This is a genomic window from Pseudomonas sp. ASL9, assembly GCF_056680335.1.
This window is the reverse complement of sequence record NZ_CM155277.1, coordinates 3,058,411-3,073,296: the sequence shown is the minus strand read 5'-3', so window position 1 is coordinate 3,073,296 and position 14,886 is coordinate 3,058,411. Positions and strand designations below refer to the sequence as shown.

13 protein-coding genes are annotated in these 14,886 nt (G+C 58.4%); 7 read left to right on the top strand and 6 right to left on the bottom strand.

Going from position 1 to position 14,886, the window contains the following annotated elements; all coding sequences use genetic code 11:
* The first annotated feature begins 6 nt into the window (after positions 1 to 6).
* Together AC1ME2_RS14055 and AC1ME2_RS14050 are read left to right on the top strand one after the other, a co-directional pair.
* The gene (locus tag AC1ME2_RS14055; protein WP_480434706.1) at positions 7 to 453 is read left to right on the top strand and encodes an N-acetyltransferase family protein; all 447 of its coding nucleotides are present in this window, start codon (positions 7 to 9) and stop codon (positions 451 to 453) included.
* A gap of 15 nt (positions 454 to 468) precedes the next feature.
* Positions 469 to 1,143, top strand: a complete 675-nt coding sequence (locus tag AC1ME2_RS14050) for a GNAT family N-acetyltransferase (protein WP_480434704.1) — start codon at positions 469 to 471, stop codon at positions 1,141 to 1,143.
* A 200-nt stretch (positions 1,144 to 1,343) separates the two neighbouring features.
* Here the strand turns inward: AC1ME2_RS14050 and oadA are convergent, their stop codons facing one another.
* Entirely contained in the window at positions 1,344 to 3,152 is a 1,809-nt protein-coding gene (oadA, locus tag AC1ME2_RS14045; RefSeq protein ID WP_480434702.1) for a sodium-extruding oxaloacetate decarboxylase subunit alpha, read from the bottom strand.
* Between the two features lie 11 nt (positions 3,153 to 3,163).
* Positions 3,164 to 4,579, bottom strand: a complete 1,416-nt coding sequence (locus AC1ME2_RS14040) for an acetyl-CoA carboxylase biotin carboxylase subunit (RefSeq protein WP_480434701.1) — start codon at positions 4,577 to 4,579, stop codon at positions 3,164 to 3,166.
* 191 nt (positions 4,580 to 4,770) lie between these two features.
* Between AC1ME2_RS14040 and AC1ME2_RS14035 the strand changes: the two genes are divergently transcribed.
* Complete coding sequence (locus AC1ME2_RS14035; RefSeq protein WP_480434700.1) at positions 4,771 to 5,733, top strand: LysR family transcriptional regulator; 963 nt, start codon at positions 4,771 to 4,773, stop codon at positions 5,731 to 5,733.
* Here the strand turns inward: AC1ME2_RS14035 and AC1ME2_RS14030 are convergent.
* From AC1ME2_RS14030 to AC1ME2_RS14020, 3 genes are all read right to left on the bottom strand, one after another.
* Positions 5,711 to 5,935: a PA3496 family putative envelope integrity protein gene (locus tag AC1ME2_RS14030; RefSeq protein ID WP_480434699.1), complete on the bottom strand. Its 225-nt coding sequence runs from the start codon at positions 5,933 to 5,935 to the stop codon at positions 5,711 to 5,713. The genes AC1ME2_RS14035 and AC1ME2_RS14030 overlap by 23 nt on opposite strands.
* Positions 5,936 to 6,058: 123 nt before the next feature.
* Positions 6,059 to 6,925, bottom strand: coding sequence for a transcriptional regulator HexR (gene hexR, locus AC1ME2_RS14025; protein ID WP_219064596.1), 867 nt, complete (start codon positions 6,923 to 6,925; stop codon positions 6,059 to 6,061).
* 124 nt (positions 6,926 to 7,049) lie between these two features.
* Positions 7,050 to 9,935, bottom strand: coding sequence for a putative bifunctional diguanylate cyclase/phosphodiesterase (locus AC1ME2_RS14020; protein ID WP_480434697.1), 2,886 nt, complete (start codon positions 9,933 to 9,935; stop codon positions 7,050 to 7,052).
* A 245-nt stretch (positions 9,936 to 10,180) separates the two neighbouring features.
* On the opposite strand from AC1ME2_RS14020, the gene uvrD reads away from it, so the two are divergent.
* From uvrD to AC1ME2_RS14005, 3 genes are all read left to right on the top strand, one after another.
* Positions 10,181 to 12,364 (top strand): DNA helicase II, encoded by a 2,184-nt coding sequence (gene uvrD / locus AC1ME2_RS14015; protein WP_480434696.1) that lies wholly within the window; start codon positions 10,181 to 10,183, stop codon positions 12,362 to 12,364.
* 148 nt (positions 12,365 to 12,512) lie between these two features.
* Positions 12,513 to 13,373, top strand: a complete 861-nt coding sequence (locus AC1ME2_RS14010; protein ID WP_480434695.1) for a Tim44 domain-containing protein — start codon at positions 12,513 to 12,515, stop codon at positions 13,371 to 13,373.
* Positions 13,374 to 13,517: 144 nt separating this feature from the next.
* Positions 13,518 to 13,925, top strand: a complete 408-nt coding sequence (locus AC1ME2_RS14005; RefSeq protein ID WP_322218623.1) for an SMI1/KNR4 family protein — start codon at positions 13,518 to 13,520, stop codon at positions 13,923 to 13,925.
* A gap of 10 nt (positions 13,926 to 13,935) precedes the next feature.
* Here AC1ME2_RS14005 and AC1ME2_RS14000 read toward each other — a convergent pair whose 3' ends face one another.
* Positions 13,936 to 14,064, bottom strand: a complete 129-nt coding sequence (locus tag AC1ME2_RS14000) for a hypothetical protein (RefSeq protein ID WP_480434694.1) — start codon at positions 14,062 to 14,064, stop codon at positions 13,936 to 13,938.
* A 257-nt stretch (positions 14,065 to 14,321) separates the two neighbouring features.
* Here AC1ME2_RS14000 and AC1ME2_RS13995 point away from each other — a divergent pair, with 257 nt between their 5' ends.
* A complete protein-coding gene (locus AC1ME2_RS13995) occupies positions 14,322 to 14,807 on the top strand; it encodes an acyl-CoA thioesterase (protein WP_480434693.1) in 486 nt (161 codons plus the stop codon).
* Positions 14,808 to 14,886 lie beyond the last annotated feature (79 nt).

Below are 14,886 nucleotides of genomic sequence, written 5' to 3'. Positions count from 1 at the left end.
CCCACGATGACCGATGTCCAGATACGCCCCGTCACCCAGGAAGACCACGCTGCATGGCTGCCGCTATGGAAGTCGTACCTGACGTTCTACAACACTGAACTGGCAGACAGCGTCATTGAAAGCACCTGGCAGCGCATTCTCGACCCCAGCGAGCCGACCAACGCCGCGCTGGCCTGGGAAGACGGCAAAGCCATTGGCATGGTTCATTTCATCTACCACCGCTCCAACTGGAGCATCAAGAACGCGTGTTACCTGCAAGACCTGATTGTGGTGCCCGAGCAACGCGGCACCGGCGTCGGGCGGCAGTTGATCGAGTTCGTCTACGCCACGGCGCATGATGCCGGCTGCGACAAAGTGCATTGGTTGACCCACGAAACCAACGCCACGGCCATTCAGCTGTACGAACGCATCGCCGAACGCCCAGGCTTCATCCAATTTCGTAAAGCAATCTAGGACGGAGACCTGCGCATGGCCACCACTGAACTGCACTGGCAACCCGCGACGCTGCCGGATAACAGGACGCTTGAAGGTCGCTTCATCCGCCTGGAAAAACTCGACCCGGTGCGTCACGGCGACGATCTATGGACAGCACTTCAAGGCCCAGCCTCGGACCCAGTGCTGTGGGACTATTTGCCCTATGGGCCGTTTTTCGAGCGAAGTGAATTCGATGCGTGGCTGAATCGTCACGCCGCCGACACTGATCCGTGGTTCTACAGCGTGGTCGATCAGCAGACAAACGTTGTCGATGGCTACCTGAGCCTGATGTCCATCGTCCCCGCCCATGGCCGGATAGAGATTGGTCATGTCATGTTTGGCGCTGCCATGCAGCGCACGCCCAAGGGCACCGAGACGATTTACTTGCTGGCCAAGACAGCGTTTGCCTTGGGCAATCGGCGTCTGGAGTGGAAATGTGACGACGCTAATCAGCGCTCCAAACGCGCCGCCGAGCGCTTCGGCTTCACTTTTGAAGGCACGTTCCGTCAGCACATGGTCATCAAAGACCGGAACCGCGACACCACGTGGTACTCGATCACCGATAAAGAATGGCCTGCACTCCAGGCAGCGTTTGAAGGCTGGCTGGCGCTGGATAACTTCCGGGATGGGCAGCAAGTGAGAGCGCTGGAGAGCTTCCGGGACGCGTAGTCTTGCCTGCGAAGGCCATGCGGCGTGGAGTACCTGACCCATCAGGTTGCCTGGTCTTCGCAGACAAGTCAGCTCCACAGGGGCTCAGCGTTGGCTGAAAATTGAACCTTTTTCAGGACGAGTCAGTGCCTGAAAAAAAGACAAAAAAAAGGGGAGCCACATGTGCTCCCCCCAGAGTAAACCGTTAAACGCGTATCGAATTAGCCCTCGATTTCCACGAGGATTTCACCGGGATTGACCCGATCACCTTTGGCGACGTGAATCGCGGTGACCTTGCCGGCGATGGGGGCCTGCACTTCGGTCTCCATCTTCATCGCTTCGCTGATCAGCACTGCCTGACCGGCCTTGACCCTGTCCCCGACCTTGACCAGTACGTCGACGATATTGCCCGGCATGGTGGTGCTGATGTGACCCGGCAAGGTTGCTTGAGCACGCTTGCTGGCGCCGCCGCTGACAAACTCGTTGAGGGGCTCGAACACCACCTCTTCCGGCATGCCGTCGATGGTCAGGTAGAAATGACGCTTGCCCTCGGCCTTGACGCCGACGCCGGTAATGTCGACGCGGTAGCTTTCGCCGTGCACATCGATTACGAATTCGGTCGGTACACCTTCGCCGCCTGCTTTGCTTATGCCGCCCGCTTCCGGAATTGGCAGCAGCACTTCAGGGGTTAAGGTGCCGGCTTCGCGTTCTTCGAGGAACTTGCGCCCAATGTCCGGGAACATCGCGTAAGTCAGGACATCTTCTTCGGACTTGGCCACCGCGCCGATCTCCAGGCGCAGCTTGACCATCTCAGGCTTGAGCAAGTCAGCTGGGCGCACGTCGATCAGTTCTTCGTTGCCAATGGCCTGACGGCGCAGCTTTTCATCGACCAAACCTGGCGCCTTGCCGTAGCCGCCTTGCAGGTAGAGCTTCACTTCGTTGGTGATGGTTTTGTAACGTTCGCCAGCCAGCACGTTGAAAAACGCTTGGGTGCCGACGATCTGCGACGTCGGGGTGACCAGCGGCGGGTAGCCAAGGTCTTTGCGGACTCGCGGGATCTCGGCGAGCACTTCGCTCATACGGTTCAACGCGCCCTGCTCTTTGAGCTGGTTGGCGAGGTTGGAGATCATCCCGCCCGGCACCTGATTGACCTGCACGCGGGTATCGACCGCAGTGAATTCACTTTCGAACTGGTGATACTTCTTACGTACGGCATAGAAGTACAAGCCGATTTCCTGCAACAACTCCAGGTTCAAACCGGTATCGAATTCGCTGCCCTTGAGCGCGGCGACCATCGACTCAGTGCCAGGATGGCTGGTGCCCCACGCGAAGCTGGAGATCGCGGTGTCGATATGATCCGCGCCGTTTTCAATGGCCTTGAGCTGACACATGGCGGCCAGGCCGGCCGTGTCGTGGGAATGGATGAACACTGGCAGCGATTGCTCGGCTTTAAGCGCCTTGACCAACTCACCCGTGGCAAACGGCGTCAGCAAGCCGGCCATGTCCTTGATGGCCACCGAGTCGCAGCCCATGGCTTCCATTTGCTTGGCCTGAGCCACGAAAGCGTCAATGGTGTGAACTGGGCTGGTGGTGTAAGCGATCGTGCCCTGAGCGTGCTTACCGGCCGCCTTGACCGCTTCGATGGACACACGCAGGTTACGAACGTCGTTCATCGCATCAAAAATGCGGAACACGTCGATACCATTGACCGCCGCCTTGGCGACAAATGCACGGACCACGTCGTCGCTGTAGTGGCGGTAGCCCAGCAGGTTCTGCCCGCGCAGGAGCATTTGCAGACGCGTGTTAGGCAACGCCGCGCGAAGCTTGCGCAGACGCTCCCACGGGTCTTCCTTCAAAAAGCGTACGCAGGCGTCGAACGTGGCGCCGCCCCAGACTTCCAGCGACCAATAGCCGACTTGGTCAAGCTTGTCGCAGATTGGCAGCATGTCTTCGGTGCGCATGCGGGTGGCGAGCAGCGACTGGTGGGCGTCACGCAGGATAGTGTCAGTTACATGGATCTTTTTAGACATGGGTGTATTCCTCACAGGCCTGCGTGGGCGGCAATGGCGGCGGCGATGGCCAAAGCCAGCTCTTCGGGTTTGCGCTTGATCGAGTAGTTGGTCAGTTCGGGGTGGCTTTCGACGAAACTGGTATTGAACTGACCACTACGGAATTCCGGGTTACGCAGGATTTCCTGGTAGTACGCGGCGGTGGTCTTGACCCCCTGCAGACGCATGTCGTCCAAGGCGCGCAAGCCACGGTCCATGGCCTCTTCCCACGTCAGCGCCCAAACGATCAGCTTCAGGCACATCGAGTCGTAGTACGGCGGAATCGTGTAGCCGGTGTAGATCGCCGTGTCGGTACGCACACCAGGGCCGCCGGGCGCGTAGTAACGGGTGATCTTGCCAAAGCTGGGCAGGAAGTTGTTTTTCGGGTCTTCAGCGTTGATCCGAAATTGCAGGGCGAAGCCACGGTGAATGATGTCTTCCTGCTTGACCGAGAGCGGCAGGCCAGAGGCGATGCGGATCTGCTCACGGACAATATCGATGCCGGTGATTTCTTCGGTGATGGTGTGTTCCACCTGCACCCGAGTGTTCATCTCCATGAAATACACCTCGCCCTCGGCGAGCAGGAACTCCACAGTGCCAGCGTTCTCGTAGCCCACGGCCTTGGCCGCACGCACCGACAGGTCGCCGATATAAGCGCGCTGTTCCGGGGTCAGTTGCGGGCTGGGGGCTATTTCGATCAGCTTCTGGTTACGACGCTGGATCGAGCAATCGCGCTCGAACAGGTGCACGACATTGCCAAAGCTGTCGCCGAGGATCTGCGCTTCGATGTGCTTGGGGTTGACGATGCATTTTTCGAGGAAGACTTCCGCCGAGCCAAACGCTTTGGTCGCTTCCGAGATCACCCGAGGGAACGCCTGCTCCAGCTCTTCAGGGCTGTTACAGCGCCGGATACCCCGGCCGCCGCCACCTGACGTCGCCTTGAGCATCACCGGATAACCCAGGCGTTCGCCTTCGACCAGCGCTTCAGCGATATCGGCAACGTTGCCTTCAGTACCGGGCGTCACCGGCACGCCGGCCTTGATCATGCTGCGGCGTGCTTCGGTCTTGTCGCCCATGCGGCGAATGACTTCTGCCGACGGACCGATGAATTTGATTCCGCGCTCGACGCAGATATCTGCCAGTTCGGCGTTTTCCGAGAGAAAACCATAACCGGGATGCAAGGCATCACAACCGGTTTCCACTGCCAGGTTGACCAGCTTGCGCGGGTTCAGATAACCCGCAAGCGGTTCAGCACCAATGCTGTGGGCTTCGTCGGCCCGTTTGACATGCAGCGCATGGCGGTCGGCGTCGGAATAGACCGCAACCGAGCGAATGCCCATCTCGGCGCAGGCGCGCACGATCCGGACAGCAATTTCACCGCGGTTGGCGATCAGGATTTTTGTTATCACTGGCGTTTCCTCGACCGTTAGAACAGACGAACCGGCTGGGCCGGTCGGCGTGTAGCCGCGTGTTGCATACGGTTACATTGCGATAGCCACCCTATGCCTGCAGAGGGATTAACAAAAATCAATAAAAGTTGGGATATACATAAGTAAAACCTTATAGTTAGCTTTTTCAGCCATCTCCAGAGGTGTCTATTATGCGTAAGTCATTGATGCGTATGACATTGCGTCAATTACGGACGTTCAATGAGGTCTGTGACCTAAGGTCTTACAGCCGCGCCGCCGATGAAATGTCCCTCACACAACCAGCTGTTAGCCTACAGATTCGTCAACTGGAAGAGCTGATTGGCCAGCCGCTGTTCGAATACGTCAGCAAAAAGCTGTACCTGACGGAGGCCGCCGAAGCGTTACAAGCCGCCAGTCGCGACATTTTCGGGCGCCTGGAAAGCCTGGATATGCAGTTGTCGGACATGCAAGGCTCACTGCAAGGGCAACTCAAACTGGCCATCGAATCCAGCGCTAAATACTTTGTGCCGCATCTGTTTGCCGCGTTCAAGCGCCAACACCCCGAAGTGATGCTGAACCTGACCGTGGTCAATCGTGCACAGGTGATCAAACGCCTGTCGGACAACCGTGATGATCTGGCGATTATGTCGATGGTGCCGCAGGACATGGGCCTGGAATTCATGCCCTTCCTCAATAACCCTATCGTCGCGGTGGCGCCGTCGGATCATCCGCTGTGTCAGGCAGAACAGTTGACGCTGAAAGACCTTGAGCCCTACCCCCTGTTGATCCGCGAAACCGGTTCAGGCACGCGCAGAGCCTGTGAGGAGTATTTCAAGGAGAAGCGTGTGCACTTCACGCAAACCCTTGAGGTTTCCTCGGCGGAAGCCCAACGCGAATGCGTGGTGGCGGGTTTGGGCGTGGCGCTGTTGACTCGCCATGCGCTGAACCTGGAGCTGGCCACCGGCACGCTGCGCGAGCTTCCGGTGGCCGAATTGCCGCTGTACCGCAGCTGGTGCGTGGTGCAAGCCAAGGCCAAACGGTTGTCGCCGGTCGCGCATGCCTTTCTTGCGTTCATCCGCACCGAACGTGCGCAGATCAGCCGGCTTGCTGAGCGTTTCGACGGGAGCCTTCCTAGGCCGCCTGCCACACATTAAGTGAGCCAAACTCGCCAACATCACCCAACTCAAAATAGTCGGAAAGCTTCTTCGCCAGTTGGCGCTGCTCAGAGTAACTTTCAATCGCGCGACGGAATTCCATGCGCCGCTGATCTTCCTGCTGTCGCCGGGTGTGCTTGGACGTATTAACGGAGGTAGCGCTGGTGGTGCGCTGCTGCGAGTCATCGTAGTGCCGAGGCATATCCTGTCTCCCATTGCGTTTTGCGGGAGCTTAAGCATGATCGCCAGCAATGACGGTTGCGCGGCGATTAGATGACAGGACGATGAAAGCTTTGCGACGTTGCGAAGACGGGGTATCCAGAAATCAGTCGTCGAGCGCCTTGACTGATTTGGGCGACAGACGAAGGCTGCGCAAGCTACGTTTTACGCTTTTAAGGTGGTTGACCAGGCTCGGCCCCCGCGCCATGGCAACGCCCATCGCCAGCACATCGATCACCACAAGGTGGGCGATACGCGAGGTCAATGGCGTATAGATCTCTGTGTCTTCGTGAACATCGATGGCCAGATTGATCGTCGCCAATTCTGCCAATGGGGTCTGGCTCGGACACAAGGTCACCAGCGTGGCGCCGCTTTCACGGACCAGATTCGCGGTGATCAACAGGTCTTTCGAGCGCCCTGATTGAGAGATGCAGATCGCGACATCACTGGGCTTGAGCGTCACCGCCGACATGGCCTGCATGTGCGGGTCGGAGTACGCGGCGGCCGTCAACAGCAGGCGGAAGAACTTGTGCTGCGCATCCGCTGCCACCGCGCCGGAAGCCCCAAAACCATAAAACTCCACACGCTGAGCCGACGCCATCGCCGTCACCGCCAACTGCAACGCGTGGGGATCGAGATGTTCACGAACCTCCATCAACGTGTGCAGCGTGGTGTCGAAAATTTTAAGACTGTAGTCAGCGACCGAGTCATCTTCGTGGATCGCGAACTGACCGAAGCTGGCGCCAGCGGCCAGGCTTTGTGCCAGCTTGAGCTTAAGATCCTGAAAGCCGGTACAGCCAATGGCGCGGCAAAACCGCACGATGGTGGGCTCGCTGATACCAACGTTATGTGCCAGGTCAGCCATGGAGCTGTGCATCACAGCCGCAGGGTCAAGCAGCACGTGGTCGGCAACCTTGAGTTCCGACTTACGCAACAGATGGCGTGACTGGGCAATGTGGTGCAACAGGTTCAAAGGGCAGGACTCAGTTATGAAGACTCGGACGGGATGTAGCTGCCTTGTAGTTATACTACATGCCCTGCGGCCCGCCCAGCTAAACGAGCGGGGTTTGGCTATCGACAGGCTTTGCGCCGACCTCCTACAGGGGTAACCACGTGTCCGGCCCATGCTCGCGCAACAACTGCGTCACAGCCTCGGCCTCCAGTGGGCGGCTGATTAGGTAGCCCTGCACTTCGTCGCAATCGTGAGCTCTGAGGAAGTCCAGTTGCGCCTCGTTTTCCACACCTTCAGCGACAACTTTCAGCTCCAGGCCGTGGGCCATGGCAATGATTGCGCGGGTAATGGCGGCGTCTTCGGTGCCTTCGCCCAGGCCGCGAATGAACGTCTGGTCGATCTTCACGTAATCCACCGGGAAGCGTTTCAGATAACTCAGCGATGAATAGCCAGTGCCGAAGTCGTCAATGGCCAGCTTTACGCCCAGATCATGCAGTTGATGAAAGGTCGCGATGATGTGTTCTACGCTGTCGAGCAACTGGCTTTCCGTCAACTCCAGCTCCAGGCAGTGCGGTTCCAGCCCGGTTTCTTCGAGCACTTGGCGGACCAGGCTGATCAATTTGCCATGGCGCAATTGATGGACAGAAAGGTTGACCGACACCCTGATCGGCTCCAGCCCCTGACGCTGCCATTCACACGCTTGCCAACACGCCTGACGCAACACGAATTCACCGATTGCCCCAATCAGCCCCGTCTCTTCGGCCAGCCCGATAAAGTCCCCCGGCGGCACCATGCCCATCGTCGGGTGCCGCCAGCGCACCAGCGCCTCGGCGGCGTTCAGGCGGCCGGTCGCCAGACACAGCTTGGGCTGGTAGAACACTTGCAATTGTTTCTCGTCGATGGCCTTGCGCAGCTGATTTTCCAGCTGCAGTCGCTCCAGCGTGCTGGCTTGCAGGCTTTCGGTGTAGAACTGAAAATTATTGCCGCCCAGATGCTTGGCATGTTGCATGGCGATGGTCGACTGACTGACCAGTGCCGAAATATCCCGGGCCGAGTCAGGCAACAGGCTGATCCCGACCGACGCACTGATCACCAATTCTTGCCCAGCGACCGACAGCGGCAGGCGCAACTTGGCCAACAGCCGGCTGGTGACCCGAGCCAGACTGGACAGGTTACCGTAGGCATCAAACAGCACGGCAAACTCGTCGCCAGACAGTCGCGCGATGGTGTCGGCCTCTGGCAGCGCACTGGTCATGCGCCTCGCCACTTGCCGCAGAAGTTGATCGGCAACTTCATGGCCCAAGCTGGCATTGAGCAGCTTGAAGCGATCCAGATTGATGTGCAGCAATGCCAGACTTCTGCTGCCCTGACGCACGCGCTGGCTGGCGTCGTGCAACCGCTCCTTGAATAACGAGCGGTTGGCCAGGCCCGTCAAGTCATCGTAGTGAGTCAAATAGCGCATACGCTCTTCGGATTCGCGCCGCGCCGACAGATCGGCGAAAAAGCCCACAATATGGCTCACATTTCCCCGCGCATCGCGCACTACGCTCAATTGGAGCCATTGCGGGTACAACTCACCACTTTTCCGGGTTTCAACCAGCTCGCCCTGCCAGCTGTCGGTTTGCTCCAGCGACCGATGGATAGTCTGAAAGTGGCGCTTGGCATCTCGACTGCACGCCAGGTCAGCGACCTTGCGGCCCTTTATGTCTTCCTGCGGGTAACCGGTCACTCGGCTGAACGCTCGATTGACCGCCAGCAGGGTGTATTTCGGATCAAGAATGACAATGCCTTCGCTCGCAGCTTCAAAGACCGTGGCGGCCAGGCGACGCTGCTCTTCCAGTTGTTTACTGGCGCTGATGTCGCGGCGGGTACCCAGCATGCGGATCACCCGGCCATCGCTGCTGCGCTCCACGGCGCGGCCACGGTCCTCTATCCAGACCCAGCGCCCGGAACCATGACGGAAGCGATAGGCAACTTTATAGTCATCCGTACGCCCCTTCAGGTGCTCGACCATTGCGCGTTGCATCAACAGCAAGTCTTCGCGATGAATACGCGGTTTGAGGTGGCTGAGCATGGCAGTCACGTATTCGGGCTCCAGGCCGAACAACTCTTTGATCTGCGTGTGATGGACTTCATCGGTCTGCAAATTCCAGTCCCACAGACCCAGCTCACTGGCCTCAAGCGCCAATGCCAGGCGCGCCTCGCTCTTGCTCAGCGCTTGATTCGCCTCGTCCAGCTCAAGACTGCGCTGGACGACTCTGGCTTCGAGCCCGATCTGGGCTTCGCGCAACTCCCGCTCAGCCTTGCGTCGCTGTTCGATTTCCCGCGCCAGCTCATGGTTGAGCTGCTCATCGTGGGCCTGCGCCTGCTGCAGATGCTCTATCAGCGCCTGATTCTGAAAACGCTGAATCAACCCCTGGCGGATCAAGCGATTAACCTGCAGGGCCACGACAATCAGCGCCACCAGCAACATCAGGCCAAGCCAGCCCCAGCCATGTTGCTGCTCATCGCCATGCAAAAAAAGAAAGGTGATCGGGGGCAGCAGGCACGACAGGGTAAAGGTCAGAAACGCCGAGATACTCACCGCGTAAGCGATACTGGCCGACAGCGTCGCGGCGCCAATCAGGCCAAACACCCAGGCTTGCTGCTGGAAGCTCTCTACCGGGACCAAGGCGATTGCCGCACTGGCGAGGGTCAGGCCGCTGACACAGGCGCCGAGCAGAAACATGCGACGCCAGATGGGTTGCGCCTGGCGCAACAATGGCGCGGCATTAAACGCCGCAACCTGGACGACGCGCAAACCCACCAGCGTCGTCAGCCAACCCAGCCAAATGCCGACCAACAGATACCGCTGCGGGCTCCAGAGCAACCAGGCGCAGACCAGACCGTTGAGTAACATGAACAGGGTTGGCAGCAGCGAGCCCTGGTAAAGCAAACGTGTGCGTTCAACCGCGAGCTGGGTGGCAAATTGCTCGCGAATAACTCGACGTGATGCGGTTGAGGCACCCGAGGAGGAGAGACTAGAGGTCATAGGCGATATTCTTATAATGGTCGAGCCCTAAACGTCGGCGGAGCATACACAAGCCATCTGGCAGACCAAACTGTCATGAATCATTAAAATCGTAAAGGCGTCTACCCGCAGGCCCCCTTTCAATGCGTCCGGGCACGGCTGGCAACGCTTGCAGCCCTGACTTACCAGTCATCCTGAACAGGGTATTTATCGGCTTAAGTAAAGCGGGGTTTGCCCGGTTTAGTCCAGCACCCTAGAATGCGCCGATGCGCGATGATCTCTCCCTTCTGCTGAATTCCCTCAACGATGCCCAACGTCAGGCCGTAGCTGCCTCCGTGGGTCGTCAGTTGGTCCTCGCCGGCGCTGGTTCCGGCAAAACCCGTGTGCTGGTGCATCGCATCGCCTGGTTAATCCAGGTCGAGCAAGCCTCGCCACACTCGATCCTGTCGGTGACCTTCACCAACAAGGCTGCGGCCGAGATGCGTCACCGCATCGAGCAGTTGATGGGCATCAACCCGGCCGGCATGTGGGTCGGTACCTTCCACGGCCTTGCGCACCGCTTGCTGCGGGCGCATTGGCAGGAAGCCGGACTGAACCAGAGTTTCCAGATCCTCGACAGTGACGACCAGCAACGCTTGGTCAAACGAGTGATCCGTGAACTGGGGCTGGACGAACAGCGCTGGCCGGTACGCCAGGCGCAGTGGTTCATCAACGGGCAGAAAGACGAAGGCCTGCGTCCTAAACATATTCAGGCCAGCGGCGACCTGTTCCTGGCCACCATGAAATCGATCTACGAAGCCTACGAGGCCGCTTGCCAGCGCGCAGGGGTCATCGACTTCTCCGAGTTGCTGCTGCGCGCCCTGGACCTGTGGCGCGACAATCCCGGCCTGCTGGCGCACTACCAGCGCCGCTTCCGGCATGTGCTGGTCGACGAGTTCCAGGACACCAACGCCGTTCAGTACGCCTGGCTGCGGTTGCTGGCCCAGGGCGGCGACAGCTTGATGGTGGTCGGCGATGACGATCAGTCGATTTACGGCTGGCGCGGCGCCAAGATCGAGAACATTCATCAGTACTCGGCTGACTTCCCCGACGCTGAAACTATCCGTCTGGAGCAGAACTACCGCTCCACCGCCAGTATCCTCAAGGCCGCCAACGCGCTAATCGTCAACAACAGCGGGCGCCTGGGTAAAGAGCTGTGGACCGATGGCGATGATGGCGAACTGATCAACCTGTTCGCCGCGTTCAACGAACACGACGAAGCGCGCTATGTGGTCCAAACCATCGAAAGCGCGTTAAAGACCGGCCTGATGCGCAGCGACATCGCGATCCTCTACCGCTCCAACGCCCAATCGCGGGTACTTGAAGAAGCGTTATTGCGTGAGCGGATTCCTTACCGGATCTATGGCGGCCAGCGCTTCTTCGAGCGCGCCGAAATCAAGAACGCCATGGCCTACCTGCGCTTGCTCGACGGTCGCGGCAACGACTCCGCACTGGAGCGGGTGATCAACGTCCCGGCCCGCGGCATCGGCGAAAAAACCGTCGAAGCCATTCGCGAACATGCCCGTCATGCCGACGTGTCCATGTGGGAGGCCATGCGCCAACTGATCGCCAATAAAGGCCTGACCGGCCGCGCAGCCGGAGCGCTGGGTGGGTTTGTCGAGCTGATCGAGAATCTGACGGCAAAAGTCATGGAGATGCCGCTGCATCTGATGACCCAAACCGTGATCGAGCAGTCCGGGCTGATCAACTACCACAAGGAAGAAAAAGGCGAAAAAGGCCAGGCTCGGGTAGAAAACCTTGAGGAATTGGTCAGTGCCGCGCGCAACTTCGAAAATGCCGAAGAAGACGCCGAACTGACACCATTGGCGGCGTTTCTCGGCCACGCGTCACTGGAATCGGGCGATACTCAGGCCGATGAACATGAAGACAGCGTGCAATTGATGACGCTGCACAGCGCCAAGGGCCTGGAGTTCCCGTATGTGTTCCTGGTGGGCATGGAAGAGGGGCTGTTCCCGCACAAAATGAGCCTGGAAGAACCTGGGCGTCTGGAAGAGGAACGCCGGCTGGCCTACGTCGGCATCACCCGTGCCATGCAACAATTGGTGATGACGTATGCTGAAACCCGCCGTTTATATGGCAGCGAGACGCGCAATAAGGTCTCGCGCTTCGTCCGGGAGATTCCGCCCCTATTGATTCAAGAGGTGCGCCTGTCTAACAGCGTCAGCCGTCCGTTCGGCGGCACGCAGAACATGGGCACAAGCAGCCTGTTCAACGGCGTCGGCATCCCGGAAACCGAGTTCAGTCTCGGTCAGCGGGTTCAGCATTCGGTGTTTGGCGAAGGGGTCATCCTCAACTTCGAAGGTGCGGGTGCTCAGGCACGGGTCCAAGTGAACTTCTCTGAAGGCAGTAAATGGTTGATGATGGGCTATGCCAAGCTGGAAGCGATCTGAGAGCTGCCGAAGGCGGCGATAGACCCTACAGCCCCATCTCTGTAGGGTTGTTATAAGTTTGCAAAAACCAGAAACATTTAGGTGCTAGCCATAGTCATATCTCCTGTGCAACATGGCGCGCGTGCAATCCACAACTGAGAATTCCCTTATGCAACGTTTTCTAAGCATCGCTCTGGTGCTGTGCATCGGGCTCACAATGAGCCTCGACGCCAATGCGCGCTTCGGTGGCGGCAAGTCTTTCGGTTCGGCGCCAAGCCATCAAACGCGTCAAGCTGCGCCGTCTTCTCCTTCTCCTTCGGCTGCGCCTAACGCCGCTGGGGCTGCTGCGGGTGCCGCAAAGGCTGGCGGTGCTTCTCGCTGGCTCGGCCCATTGGCTGGCCTCGCAGCGGGCGGCCTGCTCGCCTCGATGTTCATGGGCGGCGGCTTCCACGGCATGCAGTTCTTCGACATCCTGATCATGCTGGTCATTGGCTTCGTGATCTTCCGGTTCATCGCCGCGCGTCGCCGCAAGCAACAAGAGCACATGTCCCCTGTCGGGCATGCGCCATTCCAGCGCGAAACCATCGAGCAACCGGCTCAGCCATCGGTTTTCGGCGGCTCGTCCGCAGCACCGGTCGCACCTCCGGTGATCAAAGCACCGGCCTGGTTCAATGAACAACGCTTCCTCGAAGCCGCTCGCAGCCACTTCCAGTCGCTGCAACAGCACTGGGATGCCAACGAAATGGACAAGATTGCCGAGTTCGTTACCCCACAAATGTTCCAGTTCCTCAAGAAGGAACGTGCAGACCTGGGTGACGGCTACCAATCGACCTATATCGACAACTTGACCGTGCAGCTCGATGGCCTGGATGATCGCTCGGATAAAACCGTGGCGACCTTGACCTTCTCCGGCGTGTCCAAGACTTCGCGCTTCGACCAAGGTGAAGTGTTCAGCGAAAGCTGGAACATGGAACGTCCGCAGGGTGACAACCAGCCTTGGCTGGTCGCCGGTATCCGCCAGAACGGCTGACGCTCGGCAGTACAAACAACCGTAGTGCACCGATAAACAAAACCCCGGACAACCCGGGGTTTTGTTTTTTTGTGGGCCAACGTTGTTTTGAGAAAACCTTACGCTACTGTATAACCCGCGCCATCAAGTTAGAGGATCCAGGCCGTGGAAGAAGTCATTGAAGAACTGCGTGAAAAGAACGAACGGGTACCGGTACCCCTTGAGTTGCCTGAAGACGATGATCTGGTAGAGATCGAAGAACAGTTGTTCATCAACATACCCTTCGTCTTCAAAGAGTTTCTGCTGACTGTCAGCGACGTGGTGTATGGCAGCCTGGAACCTGTGACCGTCATGGACCCACAGTCCCATACCTACCTGCCCGAAGTTGCCGCAACGGCGTGGGATCTGGGCGTGCCTCGCGAGTTGATCCCGATCTGTCAAAACGGCGATGACTATTACTGCGTCGAAGAAGACGGCACTGTCGTGCTGTGGTCCGCAGAAGAAGAACTGGTGACAGAAGAAAGCTGGGAGTCAGTCTGGCACTGGGCCCGGGATGTCTGGCTGGAAAGCTGAGACACGCAACCTATTCTTCAGCGCCGCACATAGCGGCGCTGAAGCGCTGTACAGGTTCCAGCAACGCTATCTCATCTGCGTATTCACGCGGATGCACCAATGCCACCGCAATCACTCGCAATAACGCGTCAGTTGGCAAGATCCTCGCCGATAACGCACACCATTGCATAAAAATCAGCCACAGCAACAGCGACAGCAACGTAGGAAATACCCCACGACAGACGCTTTTTGCAGATCGACACCGCACCTCTACAGAGAAAGTCGGTGCAATATAGGGAAACAGATGGGCGCTTCGGCGTGACGACCGCAGGCTAACCAGCGTCCGGATAACTGATCCACAAGAACGTGAGCACCACCATAGGTGCACTTCTGACACACCCACCCTGCGAGTACGCTATGGAACCCGGAAACACTCAGCTATCGATGACTGTATTGATGACCCCGGACATGGCCAACTTTTCTGGCAACGTGCACGGGGGCACTCTGCTCAAGTACCTTGATGAAGTCGCCTACGCCTGCGCCAGCCGTTATGCCGGGCGTTATGTAGTAACCCTGTCAGTGGACCAAGTGATTTTTCGTGAGCCGATCCACGTTGGCGAGTTAGTCACCTTCCTTGCGTCGGTCAACTACACCGGCAATACCTCGATGGAAGTGGGGATCAAAGTCGTCACCGAGAACATCCGCGAACGCTCGGTGCGCCACACCAACAGCTGCTTTTTTACCATGGTGGCGATAGACGATCAGCGCAAACCCGCTGTCGTACCTCCACTGGAACCGGCCACCAGTGAGGACAAACGGCGCTTCCTCCAGGCCAAGCAACGGCGGCAGATTCGTCAGGAGCTGGAAAAACGCTATCAGAACATCAAGGACGAAGCGCCTTAACGCCAACCTGGGCCGCTCGACGCACATGCATTGAGCGGCTCTGAAGCAAAAAAAGACAACGGGGATAAAATTTAAGTCG